This window comes from Parabacteroides faecalis (assembly GCF_022809355.1).
Classification (GTDB): Bacteria; Bacteroidota; Bacteroidia; order Bacteroidales; family Tannerellaceae; genus Parabacteroides; species Parabacteroides faecalis.
The window spans coordinates 78,381-95,838 of sequence record NZ_JAKZMM010000014.1 but is presented as its reverse complement, the minus strand read 5'-3'; the positions used below and the strand labels follow the sequence as shown (position 1 = coordinate 95,838).

14 protein-coding genes, 2 tRNA genes and 1 pseudogene are annotated in these 17,458 nt (G+C 44.0%); 9 read left to right on the top strand and 8 right to left on the bottom strand.

Features of this window, described 5'->3' with window-relative positions:
• Positions 1-478: 478 nt before the first annotated feature.
• The 9 genes from ffh (at position 479) to MUN53_RS07415 (ending at position 9,242) form a co-directional block, all read left to right on the top strand.
• A complete protein-coding gene (gene ffh, locus MUN53_RS07455; RefSeq protein WP_243324429.1) occupies positions 479-1,819 on the top strand; it encodes a signal recognition particle protein in 1,341 nt (446 codons plus the stop codon).
• Positions 1,820-1,834: 15 nt separating this feature from the next.
• Positions 1,835-2,722 carry a bifunctional methylenetetrahydrofolate dehydrogenase/methenyltetrahydrofolate cyclohydrolase FolD gene (gene folD, locus MUN53_RS07450; protein WP_022456252.1) on the top strand — a complete coding sequence of 296 codons (888 nt, stop codon included), beginning with the start codon at positions 1,835-1,837 and terminating at the stop codon, positions 2,720-2,722.
• Positions 2,723-2,856: 134 nt separating this feature from the next.
• Entirely contained in the window at positions 2,857-4,086 is a 1,230-nt protein-coding gene (locus MUN53_RS07445; protein ID WP_243324427.1) for a DUF3667 domain-containing protein, read from the top strand.
• 15 nt (positions 4,087-4,101) lie between these two features.
• Entirely contained in the window at positions 4,102-5,271 is a 1,170-nt protein-coding gene (locus MUN53_RS07440) for a DUF3667 domain-containing protein (RefSeq protein ID WP_243324425.1), read from the top strand.
• A gap of 85 nt (positions 5,272-5,356) precedes the next feature.
• A tRNA-His gene (locus MUN53_RS07435) sits at positions 5,357-5,432 on the top strand.
• Positions 5,433-5,464: 32 nt separating this feature from the next.
• Positions 5,465-5,540, top strand: a tRNA-His gene (locus MUN53_RS07430).
• A gap of 197 nt (positions 5,541-5,737) precedes the next feature.
• Complete coding sequence (gene pepT, locus MUN53_RS07425; protein ID WP_243324422.1) at positions 5,738-6,958, top strand: peptidase T; 1,221 nt, start codon at positions 5,738-5,740, stop codon at positions 6,956-6,958.
• A 48-nt stretch (positions 6,959-7,006) separates the two neighbouring features.
• Entirely contained in the window at positions 7,007-8,092 is a 1,086-nt protein-coding gene (gcvT, locus tag MUN53_RS07420) for a glycine cleavage system aminomethyltransferase GcvT (protein ID WP_022456248.1), read from the top strand.
• Between the two features lie 121 nt (positions 8,093-8,213).
• Positions 8,214-9,242 carry a Gfo/Idh/MocA family protein gene (locus MUN53_RS07415; protein ID WP_243324420.1) on the top strand — a complete coding sequence of 343 codons (1,029 nt, stop codon included), beginning with the start codon at positions 8,214-8,216 and terminating at the stop codon, positions 9,240-9,242.
• On the opposite strand, the gene MUN53_RS07410 is transcribed toward MUN53_RS07415, so the two are convergent.
• From MUN53_RS07410 to rfbB, 8 genes and pseudogenes are all read right to left on the bottom strand, one after another.
• Complete coding sequence (locus MUN53_RS07410; protein WP_243324418.1) at positions 9,243-10,367, bottom strand: DNA polymerase III subunit; 1,125 nt, start codon at positions 10,365-10,367, stop codon at positions 9,243-9,245. It abuts the gene before it with no gap.
• A gap of 395 nt (positions 10,368-10,762) precedes the next feature.
• Positions 10,763-11,488 carry an HAD family hydrolase gene (locus MUN53_RS07405; RefSeq protein ID WP_243324416.1) on the bottom strand — a complete coding sequence of 242 codons (726 nt, stop codon included), beginning with the start codon at positions 11,486-11,488 and terminating at the stop codon, positions 10,763-10,765.
• A 15-nt stretch (positions 11,489-11,503) separates the two neighbouring features.
• Complete coding sequence (locus tag MUN53_RS07400) at positions 11,504-12,436, bottom strand: CDP-alcohol phosphatidyltransferase family protein (protein ID WP_243324414.1); 933 nt, start codon at positions 12,434-12,436, stop codon at positions 11,504-11,506.
• 23 nt (positions 12,437-12,459) lie between these two features.
• Positions 12,460-13,317: an ATP-grasp domain-containing protein gene (locus MUN53_RS07395; protein ID WP_243324407.1), complete on the bottom strand. Its 858-nt coding sequence runs from the start codon at positions 13,315-13,317 to the stop codon at positions 12,460-12,462.
• Between the two features lie 15 nt (positions 13,318-13,332).
• Positions 13,333-14,031, bottom strand: a complete 699-nt coding sequence (locus MUN53_RS07390; RefSeq protein ID WP_243324406.1) for an NTP transferase domain-containing protein — start codon at positions 14,029-14,031, stop codon at positions 13,333-13,335.
• Between the two features lie 218 nt (positions 14,032-14,249).
• Positions 14,250-15,298: pseudogene (locus MUN53_RS07385) on the bottom strand (YeiH family protein).
• A 105-nt stretch (positions 15,299-15,403) separates the two neighbouring features.
• Complete coding sequence (locus tag MUN53_RS07380) at positions 15,404-16,291, bottom strand: LysR substrate-binding domain-containing protein (protein WP_243324405.1); 888 nt, start codon at positions 16,289-16,291, stop codon at positions 15,404-15,406.
• Positions 16,292-16,303: 12 nt separating this feature from the next.
• Positions 16,304-17,449 carry a dTDP-glucose 4,6-dehydratase gene (gene rfbB, locus MUN53_RS07375; RefSeq protein WP_243324403.1) on the bottom strand — a complete coding sequence of 382 codons (1,146 nt, stop codon included), beginning with the start codon at positions 17,447-17,449 and terminating at the stop codon, positions 16,304-16,306.
• Positions 17,450-17,458: the final 9 nt, after the last annotated feature.

The following is a 17,458-nucleotide window of genomic DNA, read 5'->3' as shown; positions in this document are numbered from 1 at the left end:
ATAGCTTTATTGTAAATTAATAGTTTGATCACTTCTAATCTACTAATAATCAGCGATAAGCACAACCTTTTATACATATTTATTTTATCAATTTAATTCCGCCAACGGGTATAATTAATAATCTTTTTTATACAATATGGTTATCCTAGAGTTGTGAAACTAAGGGATAACCCCCCTATACAGACTTTCAGTTTGTTTAGGCATTCATAGTAATAATGATTTGCTTTCGCTGGGAAACGAGGACAGATCGAATTTCAAGGCGTAGGGGAGAAGGGCGAAAGTTCTTCTCCCCGATCTTTTAGAGAGGTATCCTGTTATGGGGTATTAAATAGGCTATCCTCAGATTCTTCCGTATTCTGTATCGATAATTACACGCTTTTTAGTACCTTTGTTCCCTATTAAAAATAAAGAAGCGGATTTTGGGAATGCCCCGAAACACGTTTCCCAGTTGGATAATCGAAAAAAATAGATAATTTGTATGTTTGACAATCTGAGTGAACGCCTGGAGCGTTCGTTTAAGTTGCTGAAAGGTGAAGGGAAAATCACTGAAATCAATGTTGCGGAAACATTAAAGGATGTACGTCGTGCCTTGTTGGATGCCGATGTCAATTATAAGGTTGCCAAGACATTTACCGACAAGGTAAAAGAAAAAGCCTTGGGACAGAATGTGCTGACTTCGGTTAAGCCGAGCCAATTGATGGTTAAGATCGTGCACGACGAACTGGCTCAGTTGATGGGTGGAACAGCTACCGAACTGAATCTGGAAGGTCGTCCGGCAGTCATCCTGATGTCGGGTTTGCAAGGTTCGGGTAAGACTACGTTCACCGGTAAGCTGGCCAATATGTTGAAGACCAAGAAAAACAAGAAGCCGTTGCTGGTTGCCTGCGACGTTTATCGTCCGGCCGCTATCGAACAGTTGCGGGTATTGGCCGAACAAATTGGTGTGCCGGTTTATCTGGAAGAAGAAAATAAGAATCCGGTTGAAATTGCCCAGCATGCTATTGCGGAAGCAAAGGCAAAAGGTAACGATCTGGTGATTGTCGATACAGCCGGACGTCTGGCTATCGACGAGCAGATGATGAAGGAAATTGCGGCCATCAAGGCGGCCATCCATCCGGATGAGACTTTGTTTGTCGTAGATGCCATGACCGGTCAGGATGCAGTCAATACAGCGAAAGAATTCAATGAACGGTTGGACTTCGACGGTGTTGTCTTGACGAAGTTAGACGGTGATACACGTGGTGGTGCAGCATTGTCTATCCGTACAGTTGTAGATAAGCCGATCAAATTCGTTGGAACCGGCGAAAAGATGGATGCGCTGGATATATTCCATCCCGAACGTATGGCTGACCGTATCTTGGGTATGGGTGATATCGTTTCGTTGGTGGAACGTGCTCAGGAACAATACGACGAAGAAGAGGCTAAGCGCTTGCAGAAGAAGATTGCCAAGAATCAGTTCGATTTCAATGACTTCATCGCCCAGATCCAGCAGATCAAGAAGATGGGTAACCTGAAAGAGTTGGCATCGATGATTCCGGGTGTAGGAAAAGCCTTGAAAGATGTGGATATCGATGATAATGCATTCAAGAGCATCGAAGCGATCATCTATTCAATGACTCCGGAAGAACGGAAGAATCCGGCTATCTTGAATGGTTCACGTCGCCAGCGTATTGCCAAAGGTAGTGGTACTTCTATCCAAGAAGTAAACAAACTGCTCAAGCAATTCGATGAGACTCGTAAGATGATGCGTATGCTGACTAATGCCAAATCAGGCAATATGAAACTCCCGAAGATGCCGGGATTCGGATTCAGAAGATAAAATAAATCAGATATCATGGAATATAAATTGTTAGATGGAAAGGCTACTGCTGCTCAGATGAAGCAGGAGATGGCTGAAGAAGTGGCCCGCATCAAGGCGGAAGGCGGTAAAGTGCCGCATCTGGCTGCGATCCTGGTAGGGCATGATGGTGGTAGCGAAACGTATGTTGCCAGCAAAGTGAAGACTTGTGGTGAGATTGGCTTCAAGTCAACCTTGATCCGTTACGAAGCGGATGTAACCGAAGAAGAATTGCTTCGTAAGGTGGATGAACTGAACAACGATCCGGATGTGGATGGTTTTATCGTTCAGCTTCCGTTGCCGAAACATATTTCTGAACAGAAAGTAATCGAGGCTATCGATTACCGCAAGGATGTGGATGGTTTCCATCCGATTAATGTCGGACGTATGTCAATCGGTCTGCCATGTTTCGTTTCGGCTACACCGGCCGGTATTTTGGAACTGTTGAAGCGGAATCATATCGAGACACAGGGCAAGCATTGCGTGGTTTTAGGCCGTAGCAACATTGTGGGTAAGCCGATGGCTTCGCTGATGGTGCAGAAAGCTTATCCGGGTGATTGTACGGTAACGGTTTGTCACAGCCGTTCGAAGAATCTGAAGGAGATGTGTCTGCAGGCAGATATCATCATCGTGGCTTTGGGTGTTCCTGAATTCCTGAAGGCAGATATGGTGAAAGAAGGAGCCGTGATTGTAGATGTTGGTACAACACGTGTGCCTGATCCAACCCGTAAGAGTGGTTTCCGTCTTTGCGGCGATGTGAAATTCGACGAAGTGGCTCCGAAATGTTCGTATATCAGTCCGGTTCCGGGTGGAGTAGGACCGATGACGATTATTTCACTGATGCGAAACACGTTGTTGGCAGGAAAAAAAGAGATTTATAAATAAGTAGATATGACTTGTAGGAAGTTTTAATCGGTAATTTTTCTGTGATCTGAAGAGAATGGAGAAAATAGATTACCGATTAAAACTTTTTCATGTATTGGCAGCCATGAAAATATAAACCTAAGTTGATTTTAACGATGAAAAACAAAGAGATCTTCTCTAAGCTGCAAAAACACAAAGAGCGGATCATCCGCCAGATCGAATATAGGCGTTTGAAACGTGTGCGGCGAAAAAAAATTCCCCAATATACTTATTGTAAGAATTGCGGTACCAAACTGGACGGCATGTATTGTTATCAGTGCGGGCAATACGCCTTGGATATCGAGCAGCCCTTCTGGAAATACATCCTTCAATACTTCGAGAATGTTTATCAGTTTGATAGCAAGATATGGCTTACGCTATACTATCTTTTTACCCGTCCCGGTTTCCTGACACGCGAATTCAATGCTGGCAAGATCAATTCGTACGTACATCCATTGCGTTTGTTCATGTTCTTGTCGTGTTTGTTTTTCCTGTTTTTCTTTGCCTTGATTCCCAGTTCGCTGGATAGTATAAATTGGTCTGTGGAAGGTGAAGTGGGCGAATCTGCTGAAATATCGGCTGAGGATGTGGTTCTCCAGATGGATTTATCCAAAGATGTGATCGATTTCTGGTATGACGATTTGAATGAGAAAGAACGTGAAGCAGCCGTAGATACCACCATTTATTTTTGTGGAGATTCAATCATGCAGAAAATGTTGCGACGCATGAGTGAGCAGCTGCCATCGGATGCGGAGGATACCTTGCGCTTTTCGGTTCCGAAAATCCTGATCGAGGAAGGTTACCTGTTGCCGATAACGGCTCAGGATAGCGTATATGCCTTGGCAGAAGACGATACTTATTTCGGTTCGGAACCGGATGAGGTGAAAAAAGAACTGAAAAAGATCGAGACAGAGATGAACTTCGGGGCTTTTGTGTCGTGGTACTCGACTTATCTGCCCATTATCCTGCTGTTGCTGATTCCGGTTTTCGCCCTTTTACTGAAACTGTTCTTCCGGAAAGAAAAGATGCCTTACATGAAGCATTATGCCTTTGCCCTGCATTTACATTCGGTGCTTTTGCTGCTGGTGGCGGTGAATCTGTTGTGGGCTTATTATGTCAAGACACCTTATACGAAGGAAGTTTCACTGGGTTTGATGAGTCTGTTCCTGTTGTATATGTGGATTGCCATTTATCAGGTATATGAACGAACCGGCTGGATTAAGGCCTTTATAAAAACGGGTTTGCTTTATGTGCTTTATATGCTAATTCTGGGCAGTGTGTTTATCAGTACTTTAGTTTGGTGTGCGATCCATCTGTTCCATGTAGATTTTACGGAATATGTGTAAAGGGAGGAAAGAGGAATGAAGTTAGATACTTGGAAAGAGAAAATCCGGAAGCAGAAAGAGGCGTTGTCGCGTCAGATCGAATACCGTCGCCTGAAGCGCGTTCGTCGGAAACGGACTCCGGCTTATACCTATTGTAAGAATTGTGGAAAGAAACTGAAAGGTATGTATTGTTCGCAATGCGGCCAGTATGCGTTGGATATCGAGCAGCCTTTCTGGAAATACCTGCAGCAATACTTCGAGAACGTCTATCAGTTCGATAGTAAAGTATGGCTTACCTTATATTATTTATTCCGTCGTCCGGGTTTTCTGACGCGGGAGTTTAATGCCGGAAAGATTAATTCGTACGTGCATCCGTTGCGCCTGTTCATGTTCTTGTCCTGTTTGTTCTTCATCTTTGCCTTTTCGTTGCTCGATGACTGGAAAAAGATGCAGGCTCATACCGAGGAAATGGCCGAATGGGAAGTCCTGAAAAATACGGAAGAAGCAGGAAGTTGGACTTCGTATGAAACCGTTATGGCTCAATCCGGTCTGGAGGATACAGTTATCTGGACTGTAACGGATACGGCTATGTTGTCATCATACAAACCTATGTTACGTCTATTGGAATCTCCTTATCAGGATACGTTTCGGGTACAGTTGGCTCAAGTAATCTTTCAGGAAGAGTTTCAGGCCTGGGAAGAATCGGATACCATTTTTGTGTTGGAAAAGGATTCGGTTCATCAGGCACAAGTAGATGTTACCAAGAAACAGAAGCGGGAGTTGAAAGACTTGCGTTCGGAATGGAAATACAATCGTTTGGTTTCCTGGTATTCGTCTAATTGGCCATTGATAGCCTTGTTGCTGATCCCGATCTTTGCCCTGTTGTTGATGTTGTTTTTCCGGAAAGAGAAGTTGGGCTATATGTCGCATCTGGTTTTTGCCTTGCATCTGCATTCTGTATTGCTGATTATCTCGGCGGTCATGCTGATCCTTTTGTGGCAGGGTTGTCATCTGGGTGCGATTTATGGACTTTTATGGATTTACTTCTTGGTATATAGTATCATTGCTGTTCGTCGGGTCTATTCTCGGAGCAGTTGGGGCAAAGCGATTCTGAAGACATTTCTGCTTTATGGTAGTTATTGGATCGTTTGGTTTACCGTATTCATTTTGTCTCTAGTTTGGATTTCGAAGAATGTATTGGAATAAAAAATCCGCGAAAAGTTTGCAGAATTAAAAAATATACTTACCTTTGCACCGTCTTAAAGAAACAGCGTCTGCTGAAGACCGATATGGTGAATGTAGCTCAGTTGGTTAGAGCATTGGATTGTGGTTCCAAGGGTCGTGGGTTCGAGCCCCATCTTTCACCCCGCAGGCGGTGAGGTTCGTTTAAGATTATGATGGTGAATGTAGCTCAGTTGGTTAGAGCATTGGATTGTGGTTCCAAGGGTCGTGGGTTCGAGCCCCATCTTTCACCCTGAAAAGGAAGGATCTTCGGAAGAAGATCCTTTTTTGTTTGTATCCGTTTGTATGCTTTCTGTTGTCTTCCTTTATCTTTTCTTAATTTTCCTCTTTTCGGTCGAGCTGTCATTCGGTTTATTTGGTTAATTCATCCGCTTTTCCTAATTTTAGCCCTGATAAATGAAAATCGATTTCTTATAAAAACAACATAAAGATGACAGTAGTAGATAGATTTCTAAAATATGTGACTTTTGCTACGCAATCGGATGAAGAATCGGGTATTACTCCGAGTACATCCGGCCAGCGTGTCTTTGCCGAAGCATTGGTAAAAGAACTGGAAGCCTTGGGCTTGGAAGAGATTTCCTTGGATGATAATTCGTATCTGATGGCTACTTTACCATCGAATATGGAAGATAAGGAAGTACCGACAATCGGATTTATTTCTCATTTGGATACGAGTCCTGATATGTCGGGCGAAGGTGTTAAACCGCGAATCGTTTCGTATGCAGGTGGTGATATCGTATTGAATGAAGCCGAGAATATTGTTCTTTCACCGCGTATGTTCCCGGAAATGGAACAATATATCGGACAAGACTTGATTGTTACCGACGGAACTACCTTGTTGGGTGCTGATGATAAAGCCGGAGTGGCTGCCATTATTTCAGCGGTGGCTTATTTAAAGGAACATCCGGAAATCAAACATGGAAAGATTCGGATTGGTTTCACGCCGGATGAAGAGATTGGTGCTGGAGCTGATCATTTTAATGTAGAAAAGTTCGGCTGTGAGTTTGCCTATACGGTAGATGGCGGAGAAATCGGAGAGCTGGAATATGAAAACTTTAATGCAGCAGCGGCTAAAGTAGTTTTCAGCGGACGGAATGTACATCCGGGAACAGCAAAAGACAAGATGGTAAATGCTTCTTTGCTGGCTGTTGAATTTGCTTCCATGTTGCCGGCAGATCAACGTCCGGAAACAACTGAAGGTTATGAAGGATTCTTTCATTTGACTACAATGGTCGGTAGCGTAGAACAGGCCGTTTTGCAGTACATTGTCCGTGATCATTCCCGTGAGTTGTTCGAACAGAAGAAACGATTGTTGGAGCAGATCACTGCACAGTTGAGTAAAAAGTATCCGGGTATGGTTTCTTTGGAAATGCACGATCAGTATTATAACATGCGTGAAATCGTGGAACCGAAGAAATACATTGTAGATCTGGCTTCGGAAGCGATGGAAGCTGTCGGTGTGAAACCGCAGATCAAGCCGATTCGTGGAGGAACCGACGGAGCACGCCTGTCGTTTATGGGTCTGCCTTGTCCGAATCTGTTTACCGGAGGTCATAATTTCCACGGACGTTATGAATATATTCCTATTCCTTCTTTGCAGAAGAGTATGGAAACGGTTGTCAAGATTGCAGAATTGGTGGCAACCAAGTAATTTTGTAAACAATATTATCTATATAGAATAAATCTAAATCGTGAAAGAATGAAAACAACTCCTTTTACAGACGTGCATATCGCACTGGGTGCCAAGATGCATGAATTTGCAGGTTATAACATGCCGATTGAATATACAGGTATTATCGACGAACACATGACGGTGGTAAATGGTGTCGGTGTATTTGATGTGTCTCACATGGGCGAATTTTGGGTGAAAGGTCCGAATGCGTTGGCTTTTATCCAGTCGGTTACGTCGAATGATGCTTCCGTGCTTCCATTAGGAAAAGCGCAATATACATGTTTCCCAAATGAACAGGGTGGTATCGTTGATGACCTGTTGGTTTATCATTATGAACCGGAGAAATATATGTTGGTTGTAAATGCGGCTAACATTGAGAAAGACTGGAACTGGTGTGTCAGTCATAATACAGTAGGTGCCGAATTGGAAAATGCGTCTGACAATATCGCTCAGTTGGCTATCCAAGGACCGAAGGCTTTGGAAGTATTGCAGCGCCTGACTCCAGTTGATTTGTCGGCTATTCCGTATTATGCCTTTACTACGGGTGAATTTGCCGGATGCAAGCAGGTAATCATTTCGAATACGGGTTATACCGGTGCCGGTGGCTTCGAACTTTATTTCTATCCGAGTGATGCGATGACAATCTGGAATGCTATCTTCGAAGCTGGCAAGCCGGAAGGTATCAAGCCGATTGGTTTGGGTGCCCGTGATACGCTTCGTCTGGAAATGGGCTTCTGCCTGTATGGTAATGATCTGGATGATACAACTTCTCCGATTGAAGCTGGTTTGGGTTGGATCACGAAGTTTGTTGATGGCAAGAACTTCACGAACCGTGCCGAATTGGAACGTCAGAAGAAGGAAGGCGTTACCCGTAAGTTGTGTGCCTTTGAATTGGTAGATAAAGGTATTCCTCGTCATGGTTATCCGATTGTGGATGCCGAAGGTAATGCCATTGGTGTTGTTACTTCCGGAACAATGTCGCCGGTTTTGAAGAAAGGTATCGGTATGGGATATGTTCAGACAGCTTATTCGAAAGTTGGTTCTGAGATTTATATCCAGGTTCGTAACCGTAATCTGAAGGCTCAGGTAGTGAAAGCTCCTTTCCGCAAGTAATTCATCTATACATAAGATACAAAAGGATTATGTAAACCGGGTTTTGGATATATCCTATCTGAAGCCTGGTTTATTTATTCTGGAATGTCTTGTCTGTAAAATCCTATAAATCATTTTATGTATGAATAAGATTCGTTTTGGAGTCATTGGTACGAACTTTATCACCGACTGGGTTATTGCCGGAGCGAAGCAAGACGAACGTTTTGAGCTGGTTGCGGTTTGCTCGCGTACGCAGGAAAGAGCCAATGAATTTGCTGCCAAATATGATATTCCCTATACATTTACTTCGCTGGAGGAAATGGCGGCAAGTCCGCTGATTGATGCGGTTTATATCGCAACTCCGAACTATTTACATGCTTCCCAAAGTATTTTGTGCATGAAGCACGGAAAACATGTGCTGTGCGAAAAGCCGATGGCTTCGAATGCTTACGAGGTGAAGCAGATGATCGCTGCTTCCCGGCAATATGGCGTTACTTTGATGGAAGCCATGAAGCCGACTCTGACTCCTAATTTCCGTGTATTACGTGAGGCGTTGCCCAAAGCAGGTGTGATCCGGCGTTACTTTGCTTCTTATTGCCAGTATTCTTCCCGTTATGATAAGTTTAAGGAAGGAATTGTCTTGAATGCCTTTAAACCTGAATTGTCGAATGGTGCGATGATGGATATCGGCGTTTATACGGTCTATCCGATGGTTGTCTTGTTCGGCCGGCCGAATAAGATCAGTGTTTCGGGTGTTGTTCTTTCTACCGGAACCGACGGACAAGGTGCCGTGAACTTTGAATATGAAGGGATGAATGCAACGGTTCTGTATTCGAAGATTGCCAATTCGTCTTTACCTACGGAAATAGAAGGAGAGGACGGAAACTTCATGCTGGATAAGATCAACCAGATTAATCGGGTGACATGGCAGGCACGTCCGGTGGCTTCGTCTGGAAAAGGTCCGTTGACACCGGTCGAAGATATTTCTGTCGTAACGGATAAAGACGAGTATTATTATGAGGTAGCCGAGTTTATCAATCTGGTGCAGGCTGGAAAGCTGGAATCAGAAGTAAACAGCCACGAGAATTCCCTGATCACCATCGAGATTATTGACGAGGTTCGCCGGCAGCTGGGCGTTTCTTTCCTGGCTGATCATATCAGAACCATCTGATTAGCGGCGGATCAATACCGTAATCCGTAAGGCAAGGTCGAAGAAGACCATCTTGGGATTGACATTTTGGGAGATATGCAGTTCGGCTTTCGCCAGTTCGTCCATCAGGTCGATAACGTTACGTTCGTTGACATACGGTGAGAACTTGACGGCGAAAGCGGCTTCCTCCCGATTCATATAATTCAATTCGGGCGCCTGGAAACGGTAGATAAAGTTTTCGCGCACCAGTCGCTGGCAATATGCCAGGTAATTCTTCTGTTTTTCCCTTCCGATTGAAGCCAGTACATCGGCCTGTTCCTTCATGGCCTTTACATTCCGGGCCCACGAGTTACGCATTACGGTCTTGAATTGCTCCAGAAAGAACATCGTCTCTTCGTTCACACTGATTGCTTCGACGGCTTTCAGGTAATTTCCGTTCGCCAGATGCGAGACATAATGAGCATCCTCGGGCGACAAACCATAGCGGCTTTGCATGGCTTTGGCCAAATCTTCCGGCAAAATCCGTGGAATATTGATGCGTTGTGTGCGCGACTGGATCGTTCCGAGGATTAAATCCGGTTGTTCCGATACCATCAGAATCAGGGTATGAGCTGGAGGTTCCTCGATTAGTTTCAGTAGTTTGTTGGCACAACTAACGTGTAACTTTTCGGGAAGCCAGACCAATAAGACCCGATAGTCCGCTTCATAGATTTTCAGACTTAGCTTCCGGATGATTTCATCGCTTTCCTTCGAATAGATCAAAGCTTGCGAATTACCGGCATCCATGGCATCCAGCCATTGATCGATACCAAAATAAGTATGGTCATGCAGGAAAGCTCTCCATTCCTGCAGGTAATCGTCGCATATTTCCTTTTTCCGCTCTTTCTTGGCAACGATCGGAAATACGAAGTGCAGGTCCGGATGGGCCAGTTCGTCGTATTTCAAACACGAAGGACATTGTCCGCACGCATCCGTGTCAGTCCGTCGGGAACAATTCACATAACGGGCATAGGCAAGGGCCAGGGCAAAGGCTCCACTTCCACCTGGTTCGGTAAACAACTGGGCGTGAGGCAACACTCCCGATTGTGCCGTCTGTATCAAATGCCTTTTGATTTCCTCTTGTCCGATAATGTCTTTGAAATACATACGTTTTGTTTTTATTTCTCCCTGCCGGAGTAGGCAAACAAAGGTACATTATTTTGTGGAGAATACCAAGCTTGTCCGTTCTTCCCTGCGGAGTGACTAATGCTTCCCTGCCGAGGTATTAAGATGAATCTGCCGAGCTGCTAACTGCAAACTAACGAATATTTATCTTTCCTCCGACCGAAGGATGACTTTCCCCCGATCGGAGGACACTGTTCCTCCGGCCGAAGGATGGGCTTCCTCCGACCGGAGGAAAGATAATAAGTCGGATGATTGTGATTAGTTTCTCGTTGGAAAAGAGTTAGTCGCTCGGATGAAGACATAAAAAATCCGGACTGATGAAAGAATAACAATCAGTCCGGATTTTTCTTGGATGGAATGTTTTGTTTCCTATACCTTTATCGGAGAGAGAAAATCTCCTTGATTTGTGGAAAATCAGTGATGATGGCATCGGCCGTTTCTGTTCCCTTGTAAGGATTCCAACCGATACTTTTCAGCCAGATAGTCTGGCATCCTAAAGTTGTTGCCGGAACGATGTCTTTATCAAACGAATCGCCTACGACAACAATCTCGTTGGGAGCGAAATGAAGCGCATCAATTCCCAACTGAAAGATTGCCGGGTCCGGTTTTCGGATCCCTACGACAGCCGATTCAACGATTGTCTGGAAAAGATGATCCAGTTGGAAATCTTTCAAAACGGATGCGATGTTTCCGTAGAAATTAGACACCAAGACCAACGGATATCTCTGTGCCAATTGTTCCAGAATCGGGCGGGCTATGTCGATATGTTTCCGTGCATTCGCATAACTCCACTGGGCAATGTCTTCCTTTTTCTGCGAAGATGCGTCGGCTGGAGTGATGAGTCCTTCGTCTTTCAGCCATTCCAGCTGCAAATCAATCTTGATACGCAGCATATCGAGGAACGTATGTTCGGGTTTGACCAGTGGATTCTTTCCTAAAGTCCGTTCGCCATAAACGAAAGCGTTTCGGAAGTCGGCTTTTGCGACGGATACCTGATAGGTTTCGTAAGCCTTCCAGATAACTTCAGCCCAGTGCAGGCCGTTGCTGTCGATAGTTCCTCCGTAATCGAAGATGATTCCTTTTATCTTATCTATTGTAAGCATGACCGTTCTTTTTTATCATGAGTTTGTTTGACAACGCTCTTTTAATTCTTGAGTAAATCCTTGGCAGATATGTTCGTGACGTTTGATCATATAAACCAGCATCGCATTCAAAACGATGATTTCGAAAGTGAAATATAACCACGGCATATCAATAAACAAGGAAATGAACAAAGCAATGACGCGCGTATTAAACGACAACATGTTGGTATATTTCATGAGCGGCAGACTCTTTTCCCGGAAAGCTGTCCGAAACCATTCGGGAGCTTGGTCGTGATAATCCTGTCGAATGATTTGCATCATACGTTGAAACTTCGGTGTCAGCCGTTCTTGTCCGACAGTATAATTGATATAAAAGGTTTCGAACAACTTGTAGATGAAATCCTTTTTCCAGCTCATCTTCTTGTAGTTCTCTTTTAGAGCAGGTGAGTGAGACAGTTCGCTTCCAGCCTTTCCTTTGAGGAAAAGAAGATGGATATTCCGGTAATAGTCGGCCATCGCTGCCTGTTTGCTGTGGAAAATACCGGTTATCAGGGCGAAAACCCAGATCCAGATGCCCCATTGTGGTGTGAGTCGTGCACAAATGGCTGCATAAATGGAGATAAACCAGATATCGCCTGCCGTACCATCCAGGATACGTCCGAGCGGAGTCTTCTTACCCGTCATCCGTGCCAGCTGACCGTCGGCGCTGTCATACGAATTCGCCCAGATCAGCAGTAACATACCTATGATATTAATCGTCAGGTTATGCGGATAAAAACAGACTCCAGCTGCCGCTCCGATAAAGATACTGGCAATGGTAACGGTATTGGGAGAAATACCGAATTTGTTGAAGAACAATGCCCATCGATATCCGATTGGCCGATAAAAATGTATATCGATAAACTCCTCGGTATCCATCGACTTGAGTGTCGATTCGAGGGTTGGTTTTTGTTTTGTATTGCTTGTCATGATTCTATGTTTTGTCTTCCGATTTATTTCGTGATTAATTCGTAAATCCGACCGGCGATATAAGGAGCTGCTTCTTCCCGGCACGGAGCAAAACTGGGCCAGTCGTTGAAATCAATGATACGGATTTCTCCTTCTTCCGAGACAATGCAGTCGCCGCCATAGATATGAATATTCAAAACGCGGGCAGCCTCGTTACAGATTTGTTGCATATAGTCTTGATTGAAAGGAATACCTTTAGCTGTTCCATTGATAACTTCCAGTCCGAATTTACTATGATGTTGGTTGGAAGGATAGAACCAATAGAAGAAATCAGTTCCGGTAACTCCGTAAAATTTCACCAGGTCGCCTACCAGATGTTCGTTGATCACTGCTGTCGGAATACCACGAATGGCATATTCCTTTAAAATACTTTTGGCTTCTTCCCGGTTACGTACATACGTTACATCCTCGCGATGGATCGCGTGAAAGTCACCTCGCTTGATCCAGCAATGATCCAGTCCGGCTTCTTCAAGCATTTGAGTCGGATCAGCCTGGGTAGATAAGAATAAACTCGTAGGATGCGGAATATGATGGTCAAGCAAGAGGCGTGTCATCTTCTCGCGTGTACAATTCTCAATGCCATATCCCGAATTGATCACGATATGTCCGTTGTCTTCCAGTTCCTGTAGTTTATGAATCGATTTCCAATCGCGGACCATATTGAAGATTGCCTTCTCATTCAAGTCTTGCAATAATAAGTCTGATTCAATGTATTCGTTGACCTTGCAACCTAATTTCCCTAAGTGTTCTGCGGTTAGACTGAAGATAGCCGCATCGTTTCCGATATGGTTGGGCGAAAACTGGTTTCCCCGACGGATACCGGCAATAGTCATTTCCTCCATGTTATTTTAAACTGCTTATTTAGATGCTATAAACTGTTCTGCTTTCCGGATGTCGTCTGCATGATCGACATCAATGATTTTGCTGAAAGGATACGCTTTTATTGTCAGGCCTTCTGTGATGAGCTGGCGCTGATAGTTACGCATTCTCGACATGCCTTGTTCTATGCAATGAGAAAGAATCTGAATAGCGGGCTGCCGCAGGCAATAGATTCCACCGGAAACATACTGGGGTGTTTCTGTCTGATCAAGGAATGCCTTGATAAACATGTGGTCATCTGTCTGCACATGCAAAGGCTTTTCGTCGTCGATGTAGTCTGTCACAGCCATCAGTCCGTCTAATTCTGAATTTGATATGAATGCACGAATATACGAAGAGAACTCTTCTTCCCGGAAGATGGTATCAACGGTTGTCAGACAAAGCTGATCACTTTCAAACTGACGGCTTAATTCATAGAAGCTGTGCATCGAACTGGGAGTTGACTTAACCAATAGGTGAAAAGGCACCGGTAGTTTTAATCCTTTCAGGTGTTCCTGCACTTCTGTCATCTCTTCGTTGACAATAATCCGGATTGAAGATGCATCATTCTTCAAGAATATATCAATCAATCTGTCAATTAAAGCTGTTCCATTTAACCGAACAAGCGGTTTGGGCCATTTAATTCCTTCTTGTGCAAGGCGAGAACCTTCGCCCGCTGCAATTATTGCATAATCCATGTCTTTCCTTATTAACGTAAAAATGACCAAAATTATAGATAATCACTATCTAAATTCTGGCCGACTTGAAGTTGTGCAAAGGTAGGTTAATTTATTAAATTAGCTGTGCTTTTTTTATAACTTAAATGGTCTGTTTGTCAGTTTTGTTGTTCAAAAAGAAAAATAAAGGTTTGCTTTTACCTTTATTTCTCTTTTTCGAATATCATTGAATGAAGTAATCAGCCCAAGATTGGTGTTACATACTTGGCCAGCAAGTAACCTCCGACAAGCAACCAGATATAAAGCAGCGCTGCCAGTAAGAACGGTTTGGCTCCCGCTTTCTTGAATTTCTCGATGCTGGTTTCTGTTCCGAGAGCCGTCATCGCCATTGTCAGCATGAAAGTATCAATGTTATTGATGGTAGTGACTACCGGTGTTGGTAATAAATCCAATGAATTGAATCCGATGACAGCCAGGAAGCCGAAAGCAAACCAGGGAATAGTGATCTTACGTCGTTCATTCGTTGCTTTGCCTGCATGGGGCTGACTGCTTTAACTGCCGTACGAGCCAGCATGAAGCTCATAACGACTAATACCGGCGCTAACATCATGACACGAATCATTTTCACAATGATGGCAGCATCAGAGATCTCTTTTCCCATCGCGTTTCCTGCACCCACTACGTGTGCAACTTCATGTAATGTAGAACCGGTGTAAATACCCATCTGTTCAGGAGTCAGGTCGATGATGCCAGCACGATATAAGGCCGGATAGATAAACATGGAGATTGTTCCGAAGATAACTACGGTAGATACAGCTACAGCCGTTTTATGTGCTTCACTTTTCACGACAGGTTCGGCGCCGAGAACAGCAGCAGCTCCGCAGATAGCACTTCCGGTGGATGTCAATAATGCCAGATCTTTGTCCATTTTTAATACACGTCCCAGGAAGATTCCCAATAGGATTGTCGCAATGACGATAATCGAATCAATCAGGATGGCCGGTAAACCGATAGCCAGGACACTTTGGAAAGTCAGTTTAAATCCGTAAAGTACGATACCGGCACGCAGGATTTGTTTGGTACAAAACTGAATACCCGGAACCCAAGTCTCCGGTAAATGGTTACGCAGGCTGTTGGCATACAGCATACCTAAGATGATACCTACGATCAGTGGACTGAAAGAAAGATTCTTGATGAAATCAAATTCTGCAATGTAGAATGCTGAACAGGAGAATAAGGCGATCAGCAAAATTCCGTGAAGTACGTTTCCTCTTTTTTCGCTAAACATATCTTTTTACTTTTATGATGTTACTTGTTTTCGGAGGACAAAGGTAGAGTAACTTATTCATAAAAGCGAACGGTAAATTTTTATAGCTTATAACCTCAAGTTATATCAGGTAGCATTGCGGAGAACAAAGCGAATGAAGTTCTCATCCAACCCACTATTTCTTCCTAAAGGCCGGACAAAACTGAATTTTCGCTCCATCTTTAAGTCCGGAACATCAATCACTTTGAAGTCTCCGGCTACAATCTCGCGGGCAACGGAACGGATGGATACAACACTGAGGGTATCGGAATTGGCCAGGAATAATTTGATACTTTCCGTACTTCCCAACTGGATTAAGATATTCAGCTGTGATAATTTTATTTTATGTTCAGATAAGGCTGATTCCAATACTTGCAGTGTACCGGAACCATTCTCACGCAATACAAAAGGAAGTGAACGGAATTGTTCGAGAGTCAGCTTGTCATGGATTGCCAAAGAAGAAGAGGTGTGTGTAATAACAACGAGCTCGTCTTTCATGAATGCTTCATAATGCAAGGTGTTTAAGTGAGCACATCCTTCGACTAGTCCTAAATCTATTTTCCCTTCGGTCAGGGCTCGCTCGATGTCATTACTGTTTCCGCTTAGCAAAGAAAGTTTGATGTCGGGAAACTTTTGCATGAATTTGGCTAACAACGGAGGTAAAACGTATTGGGAAATCGTTGTACTGGCTCCTAAACGGAGTTCTCCGGAAAAATGATTGGTCAGTAAATTCATTTCGAAGTTCAACTGCCGGTAAGCAGCCAACAGCGACTGGGCATGCGAGAGCAATAATTCTCCCGCACGCGTCAGTTGTATCTTGTTTCCGTTTCGTTCAAACAAAGGTGTCTCAAAGCGTTGTTCCAGTTCCCGGATATGCTTACTGATAGCCGGCTGACTGATGAATAACTCATGTGAAGCCTTGGTAAAGCTCAGATTGGTAGCTACACTGTAAAACACCTTTAATCGGAAATCCATTGTAATCTGATTTTAAAGTTCGCGGCCTTTATACATCCGTTCGTAATATTGCATATAATCGCCTCCGGTGATATCTTCCACCCATGCCTGATTTTCCAGATACCAACGGATGGTTTTCACAATACCTGTCTCGAAGCAGGTTTCCGGAAGCCAACCTAATTCTCTCTGGATTTTAGTAGGATCGATGGCATATCGCTGATCATGTCCCAGACGATCTTTGACGAATGTAATCAGATCATCATTGATCCAGTCAATAGAAAGCTGTCCGTCTGCACCCATTTCCTTTTTCTTCAATACATTCCGGTATTGAGGCTCTTCTTCCATCAACTGGCGGATGGTACGAATGGTCAGTTTGACAATTTCCAGATTGGTCTTCTCGTTATGTCCGCCTACATTGTAAACTTCACCGGCTTTGCCTTTATGGATCACCAGATCGATGGCTTTACAATGGTCTTCTACATACAGCCAATCGCGGACATTCGATCCGTCTCCATAAACCGGCAGTTTCTTTCCTTCCAGAATATTCTTGATAATAAGCGGAATCAGTTTTTCCGGGAAATGATAAGGACCATAATTGTTGGAGCAGCGAGTAATGCTGACTGGCATTTTGTAGGTATCGGCATAAGCCTGCACAAACATATCTGCGCTTGTCTTGGAAGCACTGTATGGACTGTGCGGGTTAAGAGGTGTTGTTTCGGTGAAGAATCCCGTAGCACCTAAGCTGCCGTATACTTCATCGGTAGAAACCTGGTGAAAACGAACGTCGGTGCGCCATGTCGGATATCCGGTTGAATCTTTGCCGGTTGTCCAAGCTTGGCGGGCAGCATCCAACAGATTCTGTGTACCCAGAATATTGGTTTGCAGGAAGAGTTGCGGATTCTCGATACTACGGTCCACATGGCTTTCTGCAGCAAAATTGACTACATAATTAAATGCATATTGGGCAAAAAGCTGATCTGCCAATTCGCGGTCGCAGATGTTTCCTTTGACAAAAAAGCAACGTTTGTTGTCGATGTCGCTGGCGATCGTTCCCAAATTACCGGCATACGTTAACAAATCAAGTACAACAATCTGGATATCGTCGTACTTGGCCAGCATATATTTGATAAAGTTGGCACCGATAAAACCGGCTGCTCCTGTCACTAAATAAGTCTTCATGTTGGTTGT